Consider the following 20,695-nt stretch of genomic DNA (forward strand, 5'->3'; position numbering starts at 1 on the left):
TTTTTATATTACTGAATTTTTGATGCTAAAAGATAAATCACCGCCATTCGTATTGCTACACCATTTTCAACTTGATTCAAAATAACGGACTGATGGGAATCGGCCACTTCAGAAGTAATCTCTACTCCTCTGTTTATAGGTCCGGGATGCATAATTACAATCTCCTTATTTAAAGAATCTAATAATGTTTTATCAACTCCATATTGTTGTGCATACTCTCTAGTCGATGGAAAATAATTCACATCCATGCGTTCGTTTTGCACGCGCAACATATTAGCAACGTCACACCATTCTAGTGCTTTACGCAAATTAGGCTCTACTGTTACCCCCAGTGATTCAATGTGTTTTGGAATTAGGGTTTTTGGTCCGCAAACTTTAACTTCTGCACCTTGCATTTGCAGAGCATAGATATTAGATAATGCAACTCTGGAGTGCAATACATCTCCTACGATTACAACTTTCTTACCTCCTACTTCACCTAGTTTTTCTCTTATCGAATAACTGTCTAATAGTCCCTGAGTAGGATGTTCATGCGCACCATCACCGGCATTTATGATGCTTGCTTTTACATTTTTAGACAAAAAATAAGCTGCTCCAGGATTAGCATGACGCATCACTACCATATCCACTTTCATCGAAAGAATATTGTTTACGGTATCTATTAGTGTTTCCCCCTTCTTTACAGACGATTGAGCTGCTGAAAAACTAATAACATCTGCAGATAATCGTTTTTGTGCCAGTTCAAAGGAGAGTTTTGTTCGGGTACTATTTTCGAAAAATATATTGGCAATCGTAATATCTCGTAAAGAAGGTACTTTCTTAATGGGACGATTAATGACTTCTTTGAAATGATCGGCTGTTTCAAAAATAAGGTCAATATCATTCTTGTTAATATATTTTATCCCTAATAAATGATCTACGCTTAATTCTTTCATTCTTTTACGATTATTATTGTTTTTATAAAATTAGATTCTTTACTATTTAATCTAAATCCTCTAATTAGTAACTAAATACACTGCATCTTCACCGTTATTATCGCTCCATTCTACCTTCACTTTTTCATTGTTAATAGCATCAACTTGTCTCCCTCTATAATCGGGCTGTATAGGTAGATTACGGCTAAAGCGTCTGTCAATTAAAACAAGTAGTTCTATTTCTGACGGCCTACCAAAAGATTGAATAGCGGTCAAGGCAGATCGAATGCTTCGCCCTGTAAACAAAACATCATCAATAAATATCACTTTCTTGTTCTCGACAATAAAATTAATTTTAGTTTCATTTGCTTCCAAAGGTTTATCTGTTCTTCGAAAATCATCTCTAAAGAAAGTAATATCTAAATAACCTAATTTTATTTCAGGGGTATTATATTCAGTTTCCAAAATAAGTTTAAGTCGTTCTGCTAGAAAAGTTCCTCTCGGTTGAATGCCTACTAGAATTGTATCTTTAAAGTCGAGATGTTTTTCAATTAGCTGACAAGCCAAACGATGCAGAATAATATTGACTTCTTTGGAATTGAGCAATACTTTTTGAGTCATAGTAAAGTGTTGTTTTTAGTCTCGCAAATATACGAATTCCAGTTTAGGATTTTATAATTATCATTCGAGATTAAAAAATCATTGAGACAAAAGAGCAATTATAAAAATAGTATAACAAATATATAGAATTATATAAAAGTAATTTTGACTTATTTTATTAATTTTATCAAAGCTAACAAATCAAATTTAGAACTAAATAGTAGAAATTATGCAAAATAAAATAATTAGAATATTGTTGTTGTTAACAGTAATATTATCCCTAACAGGATGTTCAGTAGTAGAAGGAATTTTTAAAGCTGGAATGGGTGTGGGTATTTTTATAGTAATCGCGATTCTAGCGGTAATTCTCTTTATCGTGAGTAAATTATTTGGTAAAAAGTAACCAAATTTTAATATAAAAAAACTCCTGCAGCATCGACTACAGGAGTTTTTTAAAATAGTTTTATCGCTCTTATTTAGTATACATCTTAGTTCTTAATTCCTGAACTTTTTCATCGTCTAAATATTCATCGAATGTCATATAACTGTCGATAGCTCCGTTAGGAGTTAATTCCACTACTCTGTTACCCACAGTTTGAGCAAACTCATGATCATGAGTAGTAAAGATTACCGATCCTTTAAAGTTTTTCAATGAATTATTAAATGCTTGAATAGACTCTAAATCCAAGTGATTTGTAGGTTCATCAATCATCAATACATTTGCTCTCTCCATCATCATTCGAGACAACATGCAACGCACTTTTTCTCCTCCTGATAACACTCTACATGTTTTTAATGCCTCTTCTCCTGAGAAAATCATTTTACCAAGGAAACTACGAATATTAACTTCATCACGTTCCTCTTCTGTTTTTACCCATTGACGCAACCAATCTACAAGTGTCAAGTCACTCTCGAAAAATGAATGATTTTCAACTGGTAAATAAGCTTGATTGGTAGTAACTCCCCAGTCAAAAGTACCCGAATCTGCCATCTGGTTTCTGTTTAATATCTCGTAAAAAGCAGTCGTTGCACGAGAATCCTTAGAGAATAAAACAATTTTATCTCCTTTAGCCATATTCAAATCAACTCCTTTAAATAAGACCTCACCATCAATAGATGCGCTTAAACCTTGAATATTCAATATTTGATCTCCTGCTTCACGCTCTTGATCAAAGATGATCGCGGGGTAGCGACGACTTGAAGGTTTTATCTCAGATATATTTAATTTACTAATCATTTTTTTACGAGAAGTAGCTTGTTTAGACTTGGCTACATTCGCAGAAAAACGACGAATAAATTCTTCTAATTCTTGTTTCTTTTCCTCTGCTTTTTTGTTTTGTTGTGCACGTTGTTTTGCAGCTAACTGACTTGATTCATACCAAAAAGTATAATTTCCTGAATAATGATTTATTTTACTATAATCAATATCCGAGATATGTGTACATACAGAATCTAAGAAGTGACGGTCATGCGATACAACAATTACAGTATTTTCATAGTTTGCCAAGAAATTTTCTAGCCAAGCTATGGTTTCAAAATCCAAATCATTGGTTGGCTCATCCATTATCAGTAAATCTGGGTTTCCAAAAAGAGCTTGTGCCAAAAGGACGCGAACTTTTATTTTTCCCTCTAGATCTCCTATTAAAGTATAATGATGCTCTTCGCCAATACCTAGATTTGACAGCATTGAAGCGGCATCAGAATCTGCATTCCAACCACTCATTTCTTCAAACTGCACTTGTAATTCTCCTATTCTATCTGCATTTTTATCATTATAATCTAAATAGAGCTCGTCCATTTCTTTTTTGATAGAATATAATGTCTTGTTCCCCATAATTACGGTTTCCAATACGGTATGTTCATCAAACATATTGTGGTTTTGACTTAAAACCGACATACGTTTCCCTGGCTCTAAATGGACATGTCCTGATGTAGGATCCATTTCACCTGAAATTATTTTAAGAAATGTAGATTTCCCAGCTCCATTAGCTCCGATAACTCCATAAATATTACCATGTGTGAAGGTGGTATTTACTTCGTCAAACAAAATTCGTTTGCCAAACTGAACTGATAAATTATTAATTGTTAGCATGTATATTTTTTTATAAAATTTGTGCAAAAGTACAAAAAAAATTACGATTTTTTAAATCTGTAAATACATATTTGTGAAATCAATAACTCCAAAGCTTAAAAATATCTGAAAAAAATATTTCTTTTTACTTTTTTCAAAGATTTAAAACCTATCTTTCTTATTATAAAACAGTTAAAGAATAAAAAATCAATGAAGCAGCTGTTAACCAACAAAAAGATTAAAGAAAAAGAAATCTTCTACTATCGCTTTTCAGCTACTCCTTTTGGCAGTTATAGCAGCCTTTTTAAACTAGCATAAACCGCTAATTCTACATCGGCCGAATTCCGAATAGTTAATTGTTCTAATAACTCATTCAATGCTTTTTTATCAACATTTTGTTTTTCTTCAATCGCTAATAAAAGCTGCTTTGAAATTACACTTAAGTTATTTAACATCGGTAAAACAGGCTGAATCAATGGAGCGTTAGCACTTAGTGCAATTAAATCATTATTCATGGCTATCCATTTTATTAAAAAACTCGTTACCCCAGTTTGATTTTCAGGGCTTTTATTTTCTAAATATTGATTTACTGCCTTATTAAAATCATAAGCATCAGAAGCATCGGCTGTACAAGCATCAGCAAATAGCGTTAGTGGAGAATACATAAAATACTTTTTCCCACCACCATTACGTTTGTAATTTTTTAAAGGTTCACAAATATTCGTAAAATCATTCAACGCCCTGGTGTCTTGATAATTAGTAATATTTCTCAAAATCACTTCTTTATTTCTAATATGCATTACTCCTACTTCTTCCAGTCTGGACGAAATGACTTTTAACCTTTTGTGCATACTACTTAAATCGGTAATAGTATCATTTGACCATAATCTCTCCGCTATTGCAGCAGTTCTTGGCCAGATTCTTGAATCTATGTTTAAAGGCGTAACCAGTTCGCTCCACATGGCCGCCTCCCCACCTAGTATTCGTGCCTTTTCTTCCGGAGAAAGAGCAATATTTTTAGGTAATGGATCATTTAAATAATGACCATCAACACTAAGCATCAAATCGATATAATATCCATTAGACAAAACAGTATTATAACCATTTTTTGCAGCTGCAATTAGAGCGCCACCGGGAGTAACTCCTTCGTTGCCTCCTCTCCATGCATGAATAATGGCGTCTTTAGACATGTCTTTGGTCATAATCTCCTCCCACCCCATCAGTCGTTTATTATGCTTCTTTAACATCGGTATCAACTTCATGTTGAAATAGGTTTGCAAGTCATGATTACTTGTTATTTTATTTCCTTTTTTAAATTCCTCAATAGCTGGATTTGCATTCCACTCTTTACCGTTGTTTTCGTCTCCGCCAATGTGAAAATATTTACTGGTAAACAGTGGACAAACTTCGTCAAAAATTTCGCCTAATAATTGATATGTTTTAGGATTCGTAGGATCAAGTGCCGAATCATAAATTCCGGACCTTCGTCCAACAGTATAAGGCGTGCTACCAATTTGTTTACTCCCTATTTCAGGATAAACAGAAAGTAAAGCGGAAGCATGGCCGGGAATATCTATTTCAGGTACTACCATAATCCCGCGTTCATCAGCATATTTGACAATGTCTTTAATTTCTTCTTGGGTATAATAATCTCCGTCTGAAGCCAACTGGGTCAACTTTGGATGTTTTTTTATTTCGATTCTCCAACCTTGATCATCGACTAAATGCCAATGAAAGACATTCATTTTCATTGAAGCCATCGCATTAAGATTTCTCTTGATAACATCAACAGGTTGAAAATGCCTTGCTGCATCAATCATCAACCCTCTCCAAGTAAACCGTGGCGAATCCGTAATTTCTACTGCTGGAAAATAAAAAGAGGTGCCATTATTTTGCATTAATTGCAATAAGGTCTCCAATCCATGTAAAGCACCTAAATCATTTGTCGCATTAAGTGTAATCTTGCCTGATACTATAGAAAGCTGATAACTTTCGTCTTCGTTTAATCCAACCTTTCCCTTTCGACCGCAGTTTATCAGTAATTCTGCTTCAGGAAATTCATTGATTTTTGTGACATATGCCTGTCCTAAAAACAATCCAGTTCTACTATCTAATCTTCTTAGAAAGTTAGTTGTACCTATAAATAGTCTGGCATCTGGGTTACCTGTAATATTGACTTTGAATTGTTTGGTCAACATAAAAGTACCTGAAGTCAAATTTATGTTTTGTGGCCAAGGCATAAGGTCTAATTGCTCTTTTCTAATTTGAGCATTCGACACAAAAGCGGCCAACAATAGTATAACAATGTATTTCATAGATTTTTTTATGCGTTTAATTTTTTGTTTTTTTAATAATCAAATCGTTTAAAAGCTTCAATGGCTTCATATTCAGGTAGCCCTAAGTTATCATAAAGCGTGGCGGTATGTTTATTGCGGTCCTCGGCTCTTACCCAAAATTCTCTTGAATCATCCCCTTGATACATCACCATATCCTTTTGGGACTGATGGTACAAAATAGCGTGCCTTTTTAACAGTACTTCGTCTGGACTTAACGGTACTGCCATATCGATTTCATGAAGTTCCCATTCATGCCAAGCACCGCGATACAACCACAGCCAGCAATCATGCATATATGATTGGGGTTTTAATTGTTTCATAGCCGCAAATATGGCATTCAAGCAAACTTCATGTGTACCATGTGGATCTGCTAAATCTCCTGCTGCAAAAACTTGATGTGGTTTTATTTTTGCGATAATAGCAGCGACAATAGTAATATCTTCATCGCTTATTGGCTTTTTCTTTATATGCCCTGTTTCGTAAAAAGGCATGTCTAAAAAATGAATGTTTTTATCTTGCAATCCAATGTACCTCGTTGCACCGAAAGATTCTCGGCGCCTTATTAATCCCTTTAGCTTTCTAACTTCTATTGAATCAACTTGATTTTCAGTTTTATTATTTAAAAACTCGATTACTGAAGCAAAATTAATTGCGGCAGTGCCCATTCCAACAAAATCATTCCCCACTTCTGCAAATTTTAAGGCTTCATCGTCCGTAACTGCAATATTTCCAGAGGTTTGATATACGACATGGACATCATGACCTTGCTTTATCAATTTCGAAAAAGTACCTCCCATCGAAATCACGTCGTCATCCGGATGAGGACTAAAGAGGATTACTCTTTTTTGACTTGGACTCGCTCGTTCCGGCCGATAGGTATCATCTGTATTGGGTTTTCCACCCGGCCATCCCGTTATGGTACGTTGCAATACATTAAACATATTAATATTTAAATCATACGCAGATCCTTCTTCGGCCAAGAGATCAGACATTCCGTTATTATTATAATCTCTGTCGGTCAGCTTTAAAATTGCTTGATCCGTCTTTTGACACAGCCAAACAATAGCTTTACTCTTCAATTCTTGAGTCCAAATACAGTCACCAACCAACCAAGGTGTTTTAAATCGGGTCAATTCTGATGCTGCCGACTGGTCCAAAACAAAAGTGGCATTCGGATGATTTTGCAAAAACGAAGCGGGAACTTCAGCGCTGATGTCTTCCTGAATTGTTCTTTTGATTATATCGGCTTTGTTTTGTCCCCAAGCCATCAAAACAATTCTCTTGGATTGTAAAATAGTGGAAACACCCATGGTAATTGCTCTTTTGGGAACATTGTCAGTACCGTTAAAATCAGAAGAAGCATCGACACGTGTAATATGATCTAGAGTAATAATTCGGGTTCCAGAATTAATATGCGATCCTGGCTCATTGAATCCTACATGTCCAGTACGTCCGATACCCAACAACTGAAAATCAAGTCCTCCTAAATTTTTTATTTTGATTTCATAATCGATGCTGTACTGCTTTATTTCTTCAATAGAGACGGTTCCGTCTGGTATGTTGATGTTTTCCAGTTTTATGTCAATATGATCAAAAAGATGTTGGTGCATGAAATAATGATAGCTTTTGTTATTGTCTATTCGCATCGGATAATATTCATCCAAATTAAAAGTAATTACATTTCTAAAACTAAGCCCCTCTTCTTTATGCATCCGCACTAATTCTTCATATACCATTATGGGCGAAGAGCCTGTAGCCAAGCCAAGAATACAATTTTCTTTTTTCTGTTGTTTGGATTTAATTAAGTCAGCAATTTCTTTAGCAACAATCATAGATGCTTCTGCCGCATTTTTGAAAATTACGTTATGGATCTTTTCAAACCGCGTGTCTTCAAATTTACCGGGGCTTTCATAGCTGATCTCTAGCTTGTTGTTAAAATTACTTTTCATATTGTTTTGTTTATTACTGAATCATAAAGGTATGAAAATTTCGACTCGTTATAAGTACCGTTGTTTTACCAATAAAGTCTTCGGTTAAGTTAATAAAAGTGTAATTTCAAGTCTTTATTAGAAATTAATTCTATTCGATAAGATGTTAATAAGAGAAAAAATTGAAAAAAAATCATGCTTTTATAACAAAAAGTAATTATTCTATAATTATAATAAGATTTATTCGAAATTGTTTTTTTTTAATTTGAGTAACAAATATATTTACGCTCTTTCAATTACCAAAATTGAAATTTTACATATAAAAAAATTAACCAATTTACCACTATGAGTACAGAACAAACTAAGTCAAATAATTCCGCGTTATACACGCTCATCACGGTGTTTTTCTTCTGGGGATTCATTGGAGCATCAAACGGTGTTTTTATTCCCTTTTGCAAAGCCAAGTTCGGTTTAGATCAATTTCAAAGTCAGCTAATTGATTTTGCATTTTATGGTGCCTATTATATTGGCGCATTACTTCTTTTTGTATTTAGTAGCCTAGCTAAAAAAGACATTTTGAATGGTTGGGGATTCAAGAAGGGAATAATATATGGATTATTGATTAGTACTTTTGGAGCAGTATTAATGATATTAGCTGTTACTCAAGGGAGTTATTTGTTTATATTAGGAGCCTTATTTATTGTTGCCTTAGGTTTTTCATTGCAGCAAACTTCTGCACAACCTTTTGCAGCTTCACTAGGAGAAGCTCACACGGCATCAAGCAGATTAAACCTTGCAGGCGGAATCAACTCATTAGGAACTACTATAGGACCGATAGTTGTTTCTTTTGCTTTATTTGGTGTGATATCTGGTGTTAGTATCGAAGAGTTTGCACAAAAAGCAAATTCATTGGATTCTATGAGAATTCTATATGTGTTTGTTGGAGGCTTATTCCTATTGGCTGCAGCCTTATTTTATTTTTCAAAAAAATTACCGTCGGGAAAAAGTGATTCTTCATTTGAAACGGCAAACAAAGCAATGAAAACGCTAATCGCAATTACTTTAGTATTAGTTGGAATATTTGCCTATATTTTTTCACGTTATGAAGACCCTCAATTTATTGCTCATTTTATAGATAATAATGAGAAAGATTATTTAGGATTAGGGTTAACCGTTGCAACACTACTTGTTGTTGTTTTAGGTCTTTTGTTTGCTAATACTACAGCTCAAAAAAATCCAGAAGGATGGGGAGCAATGAAATACCCACAATTGGTTTTAGGTATGTTAGGTATCTTTACCTATGTAGGTGTCGAGGTAACTATCGGAAGTAATTTAGGTGAGTTGTTAAAGACTGATTTATTTGGTCAAATTACAGGATCTGCTTTAGCTCCTTATATTTCTATGTACTGGGGAAGCTTAATGATCGGACGTTGGGCTGGTGCGATTTCAGTATTTAATCCTTCTAATAAATTAAAGAAAATTTTACTTATTGTTGTTCCTTATGTTGCCTTTGGAGTAGTTCTATTTGTAAATTACATCAGTGGACAAGACGTGACGCCATTATATGCTTATGCCTTTGTTATCGTTTTTCAAATAGCTGGTTTTTTCTTAGGTCAAGACAGACCTGCAAGAACATTGATGATTTTTGGATTAATGGGTATGATTGCCATGATTATTGGTTTATCAACTACTGGAACTGTCGCTATTTTTGCATTTATGAGCGGTGGATTATTTTGTAGTATTATGTGGCCTTCTATTTTCTCATTAGCTATCGCTGGTTTAGGAAAATACACCTCTCAAGGTTCAGCATTTTTAGTAATGATGATTCTAGGTGGCGGGATTATTCCCCCATTACAAGGAAAACTTTCTGATATAATAGGAATCCATGCTTCGTATATTATTCCTGTTTTGTGCTTTGGATATTTGGCTTTCTTTGGATGGAAAGTAATAGGAATCTTGCAAAAACAAGGAATTGGTCACGATATTGAAGTGGGTGGAGCTCACTAATACAAATCAATACTTTTTTTAAAAAAGGGGCTTAATTATTATTCAAACAGTAGAACCATCAAATTGAATTTTGATGGTTCTTTTTTTTCGGTATTATTTTGAGTTTTGAATTTTAAAAAAATATATTTGTCTAAAATTATTAAATATGAAAAAATCTTTACTCCTACTCTCTTTTATTATCCTTGTTGCAGCATGCGGTGTAAAGAGTACTCAAAACTTATTAAGTTCCGGTAATTACGATGCGGCAATAAATAAAGCAGTTTCTAACTTGCGTACCAACAAAGAAAAAAAAGGAAAACAGGATTACATCTATTTACTAGAAGAAGCTTTTGCTAAAGCCAAAGAGCGCGATTTGAACGCTATAAATTTATTGGCCAAAGATGCAAATCCTGTCAAGCTGGAAAAAATGTACAATATGTATCTGCAACTCAACTCGCGTCAGGAAAAAATTAAACCAGTACTTCCTTTGGGATTGATTAGAGAAGGGCGAAATGCAATATTTCCTTTTGACAATTATAATGACCAAATCATTGATAGTAAAAATGCCCTTTCTGCGTATTTATATGCTAATTCAAAAAAGTTGTTATTAACCGACAATAAAATGAATTTCCGGAAAGCGTATGATGATTTAGGATATTTGAATCAGATAAACCCTAATTATAAAGATGTTTTAAGTCTTATGGACAATGCACTCTTCAAAGGTTCTGATTATGTCATGGTGGAAACAATTAACCAAACCAATATGATTATACCTGCCCGTTTACAAAATGATCTATTGGACTTCAGTACCTACGGATTAAATGATAAATGGACAGTGTACCATTCCTCTAAGCAAAAAGGCATTAAGTATGATTACGGAATGCTTATTCGTTTCAATCAAATATACATTTCACCGGAGCAAATCAATGAGAAAGAATTTGTAAAAGAACGTAAAGTAAAAGAGGGTTCGAAGAAACTGTTAGACGATAGGGGAAAAGAAGTCTTAGACAAGGATGGTAAAGTAATCATGGTAGATAATTTTAGAGATGTAACCATTCGAATTTATGAATTCAGACAGTTTAAATCGTGCCAAATTACAGCTATTGTTGATTATGTTAGTTACCAAGACAACCGTCTTCTAAAATCATTTCCTTTGACTGCCGAAAATATCTTTGAAAATATTTACTCTAAATACAAAGGAGACAAGCGCGCCTCAGACGATAATTACGCTTCGTATTTTGATAATAATAGGTTGCTTTTTCCAACCAATGAGCAGATGGTTTATGATACTGCCGAAGATTTAAAATTGAAAATAAAAGAGATAATAAGCAGGAATCCATTTAGAAATTAAACGAATAACAAAACTCCTTGAGAACCATATTTCTCAAGGAGTTTTTTTTTAAAATTCAACAAAGAATTAAAATTTTGTTAGAAAATGTAAAATAAGTATTCTGCTATGAAAAATAGTGTACTTTTGCACTAATGAATAATACAATTTTAAATATTAATCCAATCTCACGGACAATCAAACCTACTACTTCACCCGAAGTACGGACGCTATTAGTATAGTTTCCAAAGTTGTTTTGTAAATATTTTTATTCATTTATTATTTTTTCGTTTTGAAATCACATTTATTTTCTATTGGAATAGTATTTTCCAAAATCAGTATACCATTTATATTATTCTATTGTTATTCAGATTATTGGACTATAAATTCGTATTTTAGTTTTTTTATTCAAGGAAGCAAAGAATGTATTTCAAAACTAACTTACAAATCATTTTTTAACTCAAAAATTCAACTCTTGTAATGAACATCTCTATTATTATAGCCCAGGAAGAGCATTATAAGTACGCAGAAATTATTTGCGATACTATAGAATCATCTGCCTTATTGAGAGGAACGGGGATTGCAAAAAGAACTCCTGAATATATCCTGAAAAAAATGGAAAATAAGGATGCCGTTATCGCTTTAGACAATGGTACTTTTGCAGGCTTTTGTTATATCGAAAGTTGGCAAGACAGCAACTATGTCGCACATTCAGGATTGATCGTACATCCCGATTACAGAAATTTAGGTTTGGCCAAAAGAATTAAATCCAAGGTTTTTGATTACTCGTTAGAAAAATATCCAAATGCTAAAGTATTCGGAATCACAACGGGTCTTGCCGTCATGAAAATCAATTCTGAACTAGGGTACAAACCCGTGCCATTTTCTGAATTGACTACGGATCCAAGTTTTTGGAAAGGATGTCAAACCTGTACTAATTATGAAATTCTAAAAAGTAAAGAAAACAAAATGTGTTTGTGTACTGGAATGCTTTATGACCCGAAGGAAAAAGCGAAAGTTCCACCAAAGCACCCTTTTAATGTCCGGATTTGGAACCGATTGAAAAAAATCAAACAAGCCCTTTTCTTAGAAGACTAATTTAGAATAAAACAAAAAATATAATCTGCTAAAGGCTTAAAGCCAATAGCCCATAATAGCTCAAAAAAATGAAAAAAGTTGTATTAGCATATAGTGGAGGTTTAGACACCTCATATTGCCTTAAGTATTTAAAAAACGAAAAAGGATATGAAGTTCACACCGTATTAATCAATACTGGAGGTTTTGATGATGCCGAATTAAAAGCAATTGAAGAAAGAGCCTACGAATTAGGAAGCGCAAAACACGCTAACCTAACCATTGTAGATCAATATTATGACAAAGCAATCAGGTATTTAATTTATGGCAATGTATTGAAAAACAATACCTATCCTTTATCCGTAAGTGCTGAACGTGTTTTTCAAGCTATTGAAGCGATAAAATATGCAAAATCAGTTGGTGCAACTGCAATTGCTCATGGAAGTACAGGTGCAGGGAATGACCAAATTCGTTTTGATTTAATTTTCCACACCATCGCTCCCGAAATTGAAATCATTACTCCTATTAGAGACTTGAAATTATCAAGACAAGAAGAAGTAGATTATTTATCAAAAAATGGGGTACACTATTCTTGGGAAAAAGCACAATATTCTATCAACAAAGGGCTTTGGGGAACAAGTGTTGGCGGAAAAGAAACTTTAACATCAAATCAACCACTTCCTAATGATGCCTATCCTTCGCAATTACAGAAAGAAGGAGAAGAAAAAGTGACTTTAACCTTTGAAAAAGGAGAATTGGTGGAAATCAACAATATAAAAAAGTCACCTATTGATAATATTGTAATTCTTGAAAAATTAGCAAATGCTTTTGCTATTGGTAGAGATACGCACGTAGGTGACACTATTATTGGAATTAAAGGAAGAGTTGGTTTTGAAGCTGCTGCTCCATTAATTATTATAAAAGCACATCATCTACTAGAGAAACATACTCTTGGTAAATGGCAACAATACTGGAAAGAGCAGCTAGGAAACTGGTACGGAATGTTATTTCATGAAGGACAATTTCTTGATCCTGTGATGAGAAACATTGAAGCTTTCCTTGAAGACACTCAAAAAACAGTAAACGGGAAAGTGATCGTTTCTTTAAAACCATATCACTTTACGCTTGACGGAATTGAATCAGATAACGATTTGATGAATACCGGTTTTGGGCAATACGGTGAAATGAACAATGCTTGGACATCTGATGATGCAAAAGGATTTATCAAGATACTTGGAAATGCCCAAAACATATTTTCGTCTGTAAACAATGAAACTTACGAGTAAATTAAGGCTTTTTATAAGGAGCAGAAACATTTTGCTCTTTAGGAAATTCCGTCCCGCTTTCCGTTGCAATCTTTTCCTTTTTGAAAAAAAGTAAAAGGATTTTCACTGCAATCGGGGCTAATAAGGAAGTTTCGTTTTACACAGAAACTTTTTACAATCTGTTTATACCATTACGCAATTAAGTTTCATTCAACTTAATTTTCCTTAATTCCTTAATGGTTTAAACAAAAAATGTTTTAAAAAATAGATCTTATGATTAATGTTGGAATAATAGGAGGTTCAGGATATACCGCAGGAGAATTAATCAGAATTTTGATGTTTCACCCTAAAGCAAAACTTGATTTTGTTTACAGCACTACAAATGCAGGTAAACCTTTATCAGTGGCGCACCATGATTTGATGGGTGATATTGAAATGAATTTTACTGATACGGTAAACCCGAATGTCAATGTAGTTTTCTTGTGTCTGGGTCATGGAAAATCGATTCAGTTTTTAGAACAAAATCAATTTGCCAGCCATACTAAAATCATCGATTTAGGAAATGATTTCAGATTGACAAAAGACAACCAATTTGAAGGAAAATCATTTGTTTACGGTTTACCTGAACTGAATAAAGCCAATATTAAAAACGCCAACTATATCGCAAATCCAGGTTGTTTTGCTACGGCTATCCAATTGGCTTTATTACCGCTTGCAGCTGACGGACTATTAAATAACGATGTGCATATCAATGCTACAACGGGAAGTACTGGCGCAGGAGTTAGCCCATCAGAAACTACACATTTCAGTTGGAGATCAAATAATATGTCGCATTACAAAGCATTCGATCATCAGCATTTAGGTGAGATTAACCAAAGTGTGAATCAATTACAAGCTGATTATACAAACGAATTAATTTTCGTGCCTAACAGAGGAGATTTTGCAAGAGGAATTTTTGCTACGCTTTATACTACTGTAGAAGAAAGTTTAGAAGATCTGGTTGCGAAATATGAAGCTTTTTATAAAGACCAACCTTTCGTAACCGTTACCACTACAAACATCAATCTGAAACAAGTAGTACAAACGAATAAGTGCATCATTAGTTTAATGAAAAAAGGAAACCGGGTACTAATTACTTCAATAATTGATAATTTAGTAAAAGGCGCATCAGGACAAGCCATCCAAAACATGAATTTAATGTTTGGATTAGAAGAATCTACAGGATTGCACTTGAAACCAAGCGGATTTTAAATCCCCACCCCGACCCTCCCCGAAGGGGAGGGAGACGAGACTTTATCAACGTTGTAAATTATTTTAGTTTCGTCAACTAAGTAATTAAAAAATGAAAATGAATTAATATAATCGTGATATATCTTTTTTTCTCTTAAAATAGAGAAAAAACAGATAAGAAACTAAAAGCAATACCCCCGTTGTAAGCATTTATTCCCCCTCCTTCGGAGGGGGCTAGGGGGAGGAACAATATGAACTTATTTGACGTTTACCCATTATACCCTATCACTCCAGTAAAAGCATTAGATTGTATTATTACAGATGATAAAGGAATCGAATATTTAGATTTATACTCTGGTCACGGAGTAATTTCTATAGGTCACACACAACCATATTATGTAGCCAAAGTAAAGGCCCAACTGGATAATTTGAGTTTTTACTCGAATGCAATTCAGAATCCGTTGCAAGTGGAGCTGGCAGATAAACTAGGAAAACTTTCGGGTTATACAGATTACAGTTTGTTTTTATGCAGTTCTGGGGCTGAGGCCAATGAAAACGCTTTAAAAATGGCTTCTTTTCATACCAATAAATCCAGAGTAGTCTCTTTTCACAATGCTTTTCATGGGCGTACTTCTGCAGCGGTAGCAACAACCGATAATAAAAAGATTGTCGCACCTATTAACGCACAACAAATAGTTACATTCTTGCCTTTGAACGAAATTGATTTGGTGGAAGCCGAATTGATAAAAGGAGATGTCGCTTGTGTAATCATTGAGCCTATTCAAGGTGTAGGTGGTTTAGACCAAGGAACGACCGAGTTTTTTCAAGCTTTAGAAAAAGTGTGTAAGGCGAATGATGTTGTTTTAATTTTGGATGAAGTACAATCTGGTTTTGGAAGAAGCGGGAAGTTCTTTGCACATCAATTTCATGACATCAAACCTGATATTATATGTATGGCAAAAGGAATGGGTAACGGCTTTCCAATCGGTGGAATTCTAATTGCTCCTCATTTTCAAGCGAGTTACGGTTTACTAGGAACTACTTTTGGTGGAAGTCATTTGGCCTGTGCCGCAAGTATTGCCGTTTTAGAGGTAATCGAAAGCCAGAATTTGATGGAAAACGCAAAAAAAGTAGAAGCCTATTTTATGCAAGCCATAAAAGTAATTCCTGAAATTATCAAAGTCAAAGGAAGAGGATTAATGTTAGGAGTTGAATTTGATTTTGACGTAAGCGCTTTGAGAAAGAAAATGATTATTGAAAAACACATTTTCACTGGTGGAGCTAATAATAAAAACCTATTAAGAATTCTTCCTCCTTTAACAATTACAACAGCCGCAATTGATACTTTTATTGTGGCTTTGCAAGAATCATTAGTGGAACTAAAATAATAATCATGAGTCAAATTTTACCAATAGACAAAAGAAATGCCGTTTTAAGTCGAATGGCTGTGCTTCTCGAACAAGAAAGAACAGCTATAAAAACCACAAACCAGCAAGATCTTGCCAACTATTCTGGTGATGATTTGGCTATGGAGAAACGCTTGCTCGTTGATGATGCTAAAATTGACGGAATGATTCTTTCTTTACAACAACTAGCCAGCCAAGAAGATCCTGTGGGGCAAGTGCGTTTTAATTTTACGCATGATAATGGTTTAAAAATCAGTAATAAAACAGCTGCTTTTGGAACTATTTTAATCATTTATGAATCAAGACCAGATGTTACTGTTGAAGCGGGCGGAATAGCATTCAAATCAGGAAATAAGATTTTGCTTAAAGGCGGAAAAGAATCACTACTTTCTAATTTAAAAATTGTCAGTCTTTGGCATCAAGCCTTAAAAGATAATGATGTTGCTACTTCATGTGTGGAATATTTGAATTATGACCGAACAGAAACACAAGTATTTCTTGAAAAACCAACACAAAAAGTCGATTTAATCGTTCCTCGTGGTGGTGAAAACCTAATTAATTTTGTTAAGAAACACGCTACTTGCCCAGTAATTGTAAGTGGTAGAGGAAATAATTTTGTGTATGTAAATGCCGAAGCGAATATTGAAAAAGCTATTGCTATTATCATCAACGGAAAGACATCAAACATCTCTGTTTGTAATGCTTTAGACAAAGTACTTATTGATACAAATTTACCAAATTGGGAAATTTTTGCCAAGCAAATTATCAGAGAGCTTCAACTATTTAATGTTACGGTACTAGGAGATGATGCTGTTGCAAAAGCGACCGGAGTACAAGAAATTGAATCTGATTTGATTTGGTATGAGGAGTTCTTAGATTACAAAATCGTCATTGGAGTTACCAATTCTGATCAAGAAGCAATTAAAAAAATAAACAAATATTGTGGCGGACATTCGGCTTCTATCATCACGAAAAATGATGCTGTAGCGCAGGAATTCATGGAAAACGTGGATACGGCAGCAGTGTATCATAATGCATCAACTCGGTTTACTGATGGCGGTCAATTGGGTCTTGGTGGTGAACTTGCCATCAGTACTGATAAATTGCATCAAAGAGGACCAATAGGATTGCAGCACCTAGTTACCAATAAATGGTATATTTATGGAGAAGGGCAAATAAGGTAGTTTGCAGTGTACAGTTCTTAGTGTTCAGTAATCAGTCTAAGAAAATAGTAATTGGAAATAAGGAAAAAATACTAACACAAAGCTTTGCGAACTTTGCGTTTTTGTAGATAAAAAAGGATAAAAGAATCTTTGAGCCCTTTGCGGTTAAAAGAAAACACATAGAAACCTATTTGGTTAAATAAAAATTATGGCTAAAAAAAGAATATTACTAAAAATAGGTACAAATACACTAACCAGAGAAACCAATCATATTTCGAGAGGAAAGATTGAGGATATTGGAATGCAAATAGCCGCTTTAAACGAAGAATACGAATTTATCATTGTAAGTTCAGGTGCTATCGCTGCAGCAAAACAGTTTGTAAAACTGGAAAGTAAAGGCAAAGAAATAGTAGTTAAACAAGCGTTGGCTTCTATTGGACAACCTCATTTAATGCGGATTTTCCATGAGAACTTCAGTGATTTAGGATTGCTTACTTCGCAGTGTCTACTCTCCTATTCCGACTTTGAAAAAGACCAATCAAAAGTAAATATTGTCAATACAATCAATGTCTTAGTCGAGAACAATTACATTCCGATTATTAATGAAAATGATACCGTAGCCACAGATGAAATTCAGTTTGGTGACAACGATAAATTAGCCGCTCTAGCTGCCGTTTTATTAAAAGTGGATATACTAATTATCGCAACTAATACAAATGGAATTTACACTAAATCGTCTATCCACGATTCGATACCTGAAACTATTACATTAGTTAAAGACCTTCAATCGCTTGAAAAAGAAATAGGTGACTTTAAGTCTTCACAGGGTACCGGCGGAATGCAATCTAAAATTGAAGCGGCAGCAATTGCTAAAGCGGCAAATATCGAGACTTGGGTTGTCAATGGTTTAAACGATAACTTTATTTTGAACGCCTTAGAAAATAAAATACCTTTTACAAAAATTAATTAGGTTAGAAAACAAACTATGATAGATATTAAAGACTTTGTAGAAAAACTTAGGCTTCCTTTCTTAACTAAGATAGCGCTGCAGCCCTGGGAAATAACAAATGAATTAAAACATAATTTAAGCAGATACATTCAAGAACTAAACAAGGATGATTATATTATTACTGATGGAATTGCAATTCATAAAACGGCCATTATTGAACGTGGAGTTGTACTTAAAAGTCCAGTAGTTATTAACGAAAACTGTTTTGTTGGAGCAAATGCTTATTTTAGAGAAGGTGTTTTTTTAGATAAAAATGTTAAAATAGGTCCAGGATGTGAAATTAAAGGCAGTATACTTTTATCGAATAGTGCGATTGCACATTTTAATTATATCGGAAATAGTATAATTGGTAAAAATGTAAACTTTGAAGCTGGCTCAATTGCAGCAAATCATTTTAATGAACGAATTGATAAGAATATATTTGTAAAATATAAATCAGAAATTATTAATACCAATTCTCAAAAATTTGGCGCTTTAGTTGGCGATAATTCTAGAATAGGAGCAAATGCGGTGCTATCACCTGGAACAATTCTTGAAAAAAATTCAATTGTAAAAAGACTTGAATTAATAGAACAAATATAAAAAACGGAGTTAAATTATATAAAAAAGATGAACTACACTTCAATAAAAGATATCGACTCACTCTCTAAATGGGTAAAGTCGGCAATTAAAATTAAGAGCCAACCGCTTAAAAATAAAAAACTAGGAAAGAACAAAACTTTAGGGATGTTGTTTTTTAATCCAAGTTTAAGAACACGATTAAGTACACAAAAAGCAGCTCTAAATTTAGGTATGAATGTCATGGTCATGAATTTCACAAATGAAGGTTGGACACTGGAATTTGAAGATGGAGCTGTCATGAATCAGGGCGCTTCTGAACATATAAAAGAAGCTGCAGAAGTAGTGTCTCAATATTGTGATATCATCGCTATTAGAGCTTTTGCTGGATTGGTAGACAAAGAAAAAGACAATGCCGAAACCGTAATGGCTGGATTTTTAAAATATGCCACTGTGCCTATCGTTAATATGGAAGCTGCAACAGGACATCCTTTGCAGTCTCTTGCTGATGCGATTACCATGGAAGAATTCAAAACAGCACACAGACCAAAGGTAGTTTTATCTTGGGCACCACACCCCAAAGCTTTACCTCAGGCTGTAGCCAATTCCTTTGTGGAAATGATGCAGTTGCAAGATGCAGACTTTGTCATTACGCATCCTGAAGGCTACGAATTGAATCCAGAAATTACAAAAGATTCGAAGATTGAATACGATCAAAATAAAGCATTTGAAAATGCCGATTTCATCTATACTAAAAACTGGAGTAGCTATAAAGACTACGGAAAAATCACTAATAGTGATCCAAATTGGACAGTAACAGCAGATAAAATGAAACTGACTAATAAAGCCAAGTTCATGCACTGTTTACCAGTTAGACGTAATGTAATTGTTACCGATGAAGTACTAGACAGCGAAAATTCAATTGTAATTGAACAGGCCAACAATAGAACCTATGCCGTACAATTAGTGTTGCAAAAAATATTAAAAAATGGGCAATAAAAAATCCGTTATAGTAATAAAAATTGGTGGAAACATTATTGATGATCCCAAAGAGCTACAACAGTTTCTAACTTATTTCTCCAAAATTGAAGGCTATAAAATACTTGTTCATGGCGGGGGAAAGTCAGCGACAAAAATGGCTCAAAGCATTGGTTTAGTTCCACAAATGATTGACGGACGTCGTATCACTGATGCGCCTATGCTTGATGTGGTAGTAATGATTTATGCTGGGCAAATCAATAAAAACATTGTAGCTCAATTACAAGCACATAATACTAATGCGATGGGATTTTCTGGAGCGGATGGAAATTTAATTCAGTCTGACAAAAGGAACCATCCCACCATCGATTACGGCTTTGTAGGCGATGTGAAATCAGTGAATACGCCCCTACTAGAAACTTTACTTTCTAGCAGAATAGTTCCTGTTTTTTGTGCGATTACCCATGATAAAAATGGGCAGTTATTAAATACAAATGCGGATACTATTGCAAGTGAATTAGCCATTGCCTTGTCAGAAGTATTTGAGGTGACTTTGAATTATTGTTTTGAAAAACCAGGCGTTTTATTCGATTCAGAAGATAATTCCTCTGTAATTTTAAATATGAATGCCGAATTATATTCGAAATTAAAAGTAGAAAAAGCCATTCATTCAGGAATGATTCCAAAACTAGATAATTGCTTCAATAGCTTGTCTAAAGGAGTTCAAAAAATACGAATTGGACACCATAGCATGTTACAAAACGACGATGCTATTTGTACAACAATACAACTATAAAATGTCCGCACCCCAGCCCTCTCCAAAGGAGAAGGTGTAGCAACGGATATTGTT

Annotated in this window: 17 protein-coding genes; 12 read left to right on the forward strand and 5 right to left on the reverse strand. The window is 34.2% G+C overall.

Annotated elements, in window-relative coordinates:
• Window positions 1–8: 8 nt before the first annotated feature.
• Window positions 9–935, reverse strand: coding sequence for an aspartate carbamoyltransferase catalytic subunit (locus AC4PRO_RS14190; protein ID WP_492117788.1), 927 nt, complete (start codon window positions 933–935; stop codon window positions 9–11).
• 60 nt (window positions 936–995) lie between these two features.
• Window positions 996–1,535 carry a bifunctional pyr operon transcriptional regulator/uracil phosphoribosyltransferase PyrR gene (gene pyrR / locus AC4PRO_RS14195; RefSeq protein ID WP_492117789.1) on the reverse strand — a complete coding sequence of 180 codons (540 nt, stop codon included), beginning with the start codon at window positions 1,533–1,535 and terminating at the stop codon, window positions 996–998.
• Window positions 1,536–1,743: 208 nt separating this feature from the next.
• On the opposite strand from pyrR, the gene AC4PRO_RS14200 reads away from it, so the two are divergent.
• Window positions 1,744–1,917, forward strand: coding sequence for a hypothetical protein (locus AC4PRO_RS14200; protein WP_175460281.1), 174 nt, complete (start codon window positions 1,744–1,746; stop codon window positions 1,915–1,917).
• Window positions 1,918–1,986: 69 nt separating this feature from the next.
• Here AC4PRO_RS14200 and AC4PRO_RS14205 read toward each other — a convergent pair whose 3' ends face one another.
• The 3 genes from AC4PRO_RS14205 to nagB all read right to left on the reverse strand — a co-directional run bounded on the left by AC4PRO_RS14205 (window position 1,987) and on the right by nagB (window position 7,870).
• Window positions 1,987–3,606 carry an ABC-F family ATP-binding cassette domain-containing protein gene (locus tag AC4PRO_RS14205; protein ID WP_492117790.1) on the reverse strand — a complete coding sequence of 540 codons (1,620 nt, stop codon included), beginning with the start codon at window positions 3,604–3,606 and terminating at the stop codon, window positions 1,987–1,989.
• Window positions 3,607–3,875: 269 nt separating this feature from the next.
• Window positions 3,876–5,900 (reverse strand): beta-N-acetylhexosaminidase, encoded by a 2,025-nt coding sequence (locus AC4PRO_RS14210; RefSeq protein ID WP_492117791.1) that lies wholly within the window; start codon window positions 5,898–5,900, stop codon window positions 3,876–3,878.
• Window positions 5,901–5,932: 32 nt separating this feature from the next.
• Window positions 5,933–7,870 (reverse strand): glucosamine-6-phosphate deaminase, encoded by a 1,938-nt coding sequence (gene nagB / locus AC4PRO_RS14215; protein ID WP_492117792.1) that lies wholly within the window; start codon window positions 7,868–7,870, stop codon window positions 5,933–5,935.
• 324 nt (window positions 7,871–8,194) lie between these two features.
• On the opposite strand from nagB, the gene AC4PRO_RS14220 reads away from it, so the two are divergent.
• The 11 genes from AC4PRO_RS14220 (at window position 8,195) to argB (ending at window position 20,641) form a co-directional block, all read left to right on the forward strand.
• Window positions 8,195–9,856 (forward strand): MFS transporter, encoded by a 1,662-nt coding sequence (locus AC4PRO_RS14220; protein WP_074723636.1) that lies wholly within the window; start codon window positions 8,195–8,197, stop codon window positions 9,854–9,856.
• A gap of 145 nt (window positions 9,857–10,001) precedes the next feature.
• A complete protein-coding gene (locus tag AC4PRO_RS14225; protein ID WP_074723637.1) occupies window positions 10,002–11,186 on the forward strand; it encodes a hypothetical protein in 1,185 nt (394 codons plus the stop codon).
• A gap of 456 nt (window positions 11,187–11,642) precedes the next feature.
• Complete coding sequence (locus tag AC4PRO_RS14230; protein WP_492117793.1) at window positions 11,643–12,260, forward strand: GNAT family N-acetyltransferase; 618 nt, start codon at window positions 11,643–11,645, stop codon at window positions 12,258–12,260.
• A 68-nt stretch (window positions 12,261–12,328) separates the two neighbouring features.
• On the forward strand, window positions 12,329–13,522 hold the full coding sequence (locus tag AC4PRO_RS14235; RefSeq protein WP_074723639.1) for an argininosuccinate synthase: 1,194 nt from the start codon (window positions 12,329–12,331) through the stop codon (window positions 13,520–13,522).
• Window positions 13,523–13,774: 252 nt separating this feature from the next.
• Window positions 13,775–14,752 (forward strand): N-acetyl-gamma-glutamyl-phosphate reductase, encoded by a 978-nt coding sequence (gene argC, locus AC4PRO_RS14240; protein WP_492117794.1) that lies wholly within the window; start codon window positions 13,775–13,777, stop codon window positions 14,750–14,752.
• 230 nt (window positions 14,753–14,982) lie between these two features.
• Window positions 14,983–16,119, forward strand: a complete 1,137-nt coding sequence (locus AC4PRO_RS14245) for an aspartate aminotransferase family protein (protein WP_492117795.1) — start codon at window positions 14,983–14,985, stop codon at window positions 16,117–16,119.
• Between the two features lie 5 nt (window positions 16,120–16,124).
• Window positions 16,125–17,321 (forward strand): glutamate-5-semialdehyde dehydrogenase, encoded by a 1,197-nt coding sequence (locus AC4PRO_RS14250; protein ID WP_492117796.1) that lies wholly within the window; start codon window positions 16,125–16,127, stop codon window positions 17,319–17,321.
• A 187-nt stretch (window positions 17,322–17,508) separates the two neighbouring features.
• The gene (proB, locus tag AC4PRO_RS14255; RefSeq protein ID WP_492117797.1) at window positions 17,509–18,270 is read left to right on the forward strand and encodes a glutamate 5-kinase; all 762 of its coding nucleotides are present in this window, start codon (window positions 17,509–17,511) and stop codon (window positions 18,268–18,270) included.
• A 15-nt stretch (window positions 18,271–18,285) separates the two neighbouring features.
• Window positions 18,286–18,891, forward strand: a complete 606-nt coding sequence (locus AC4PRO_RS14260) for a DapH/DapD/GlmU-related protein (protein ID WP_492117798.1) — start codon at window positions 18,286–18,288, stop codon at window positions 18,889–18,891.
• Window positions 18,892–18,918: 27 nt separating this feature from the next.
• Window positions 18,919–19,866 (forward strand): N-acetylornithine carbamoyltransferase, encoded by a 948-nt coding sequence (locus AC4PRO_RS14265; RefSeq protein WP_492117799.1) that lies wholly within the window; start codon window positions 18,919–18,921, stop codon window positions 19,864–19,866.
• Window positions 19,856–20,641, forward strand: coding sequence for an acetylglutamate kinase (gene argB / locus AC4PRO_RS14270; protein ID WP_492117800.1), 786 nt, complete (start codon window positions 19,856–19,858; stop codon window positions 20,639–20,641). The genes AC4PRO_RS14265 and argB overlap by 11 nt, the downstream gene beginning before the upstream one ends.
• Window positions 20,642–20,695 lie beyond the last annotated feature (54 nt).

This window comes from Flavobacterium sp. DW-iso2, from assembly GCF_058725285.1.

Coding starts and splice junctions, on each gene's coding strand:
- AC4PRO_RS14190 (WP_492117788.1), bottom strand. CDS start 935: ATGAAAGAATTAAGCGTAGATCATTTATTAGGGATAAAATATATTAAC.
- pyrR (WP_492117789.1), bottom strand. CDS start 1,535: ATGACTCAAAAAGTATTGCTCAATTCCAAAGAAGTCAATATTATTCTG.
- AC4PRO_RS14200 (WP_175460281.1), top strand. CDS start 1,744: ATGCAAAATAAAATAATTAGAATATTGTTGTTGTTAACAGTAATATTA.
- AC4PRO_RS14205 (WP_492117790.1), bottom strand. CDS start 3,606: ATGCTAACAATTAATAATTTATCAGTTCAGTTTGGCAAACGAATTTTG.
- AC4PRO_RS14210 (WP_492117791.1), bottom strand. CDS start 5,900: ATGAAATACATTGTTATACTATTGTTGGCCGCTTTTGTGTCGAATGCT.
- nagB (WP_492117792.1), bottom strand. CDS start 7,870: ATGAAAAGTAATTTTAACAACAAGCTAGAGATCAGCTATGAAAGCCCC.
- AC4PRO_RS14220 (WP_074723636.1), top strand. CDS start 8,195: ATGAGTACAGAACAAACTAAGTCAAATAATTCCGCGTTATACACGCTC.
- AC4PRO_RS14225 (WP_074723637.1), top strand. CDS start 10,002: ATGAAAAAATCTTTACTCCTACTCTCTTTTATTATCCTTGTTGCAGCA.
- AC4PRO_RS14230 (WP_492117793.1), top strand. CDS start 11,643: ATGAACATCTCTATTATTATAGCCCAGGAAGAGCATTATAAGTACGCA.
- AC4PRO_RS14235 (WP_074723639.1), top strand. CDS start 12,329: ATGAAAAAAGTTGTATTAGCATATAGTGGAGGTTTAGACACCTCATAT.
- argC (WP_492117794.1), top strand. CDS start 13,775: ATGATTAATGTTGGAATAATAGGAGGTTCAGGATATACCGCAGGAGAA.
- AC4PRO_RS14245 (WP_492117795.1), top strand. CDS start 14,983: ATGAACTTATTTGACGTTTACCCATTATACCCTATCACTCCAGTAAAA.
- AC4PRO_RS14250 (WP_492117796.1), top strand. CDS start 16,125: ATGAGTCAAATTTTACCAATAGACAAAAGAAATGCCGTTTTAAGTCGA.
- proB (WP_492117797.1), top strand. CDS start 17,509: ATGGCTAAAAAAAGAATATTACTAAAAATAGGTACAAATACACTAACC.
- AC4PRO_RS14260 (WP_492117798.1), top strand. CDS start 18,286: ATGATAGATATTAAAGACTTTGTAGAAAAACTTAGGCTTCCTTTCTTA.
- AC4PRO_RS14265 (WP_492117799.1), top strand. CDS start 18,919: ATGAACTACACTTCAATAAAAGATATCGACTCACTCTCTAAATGGGTA.
- argB (WP_492117800.1), top strand. CDS start 19,856: ATGGGCAATAAAAAATCCGTTATAGTAATAAAAATTGGTGGAAACATT.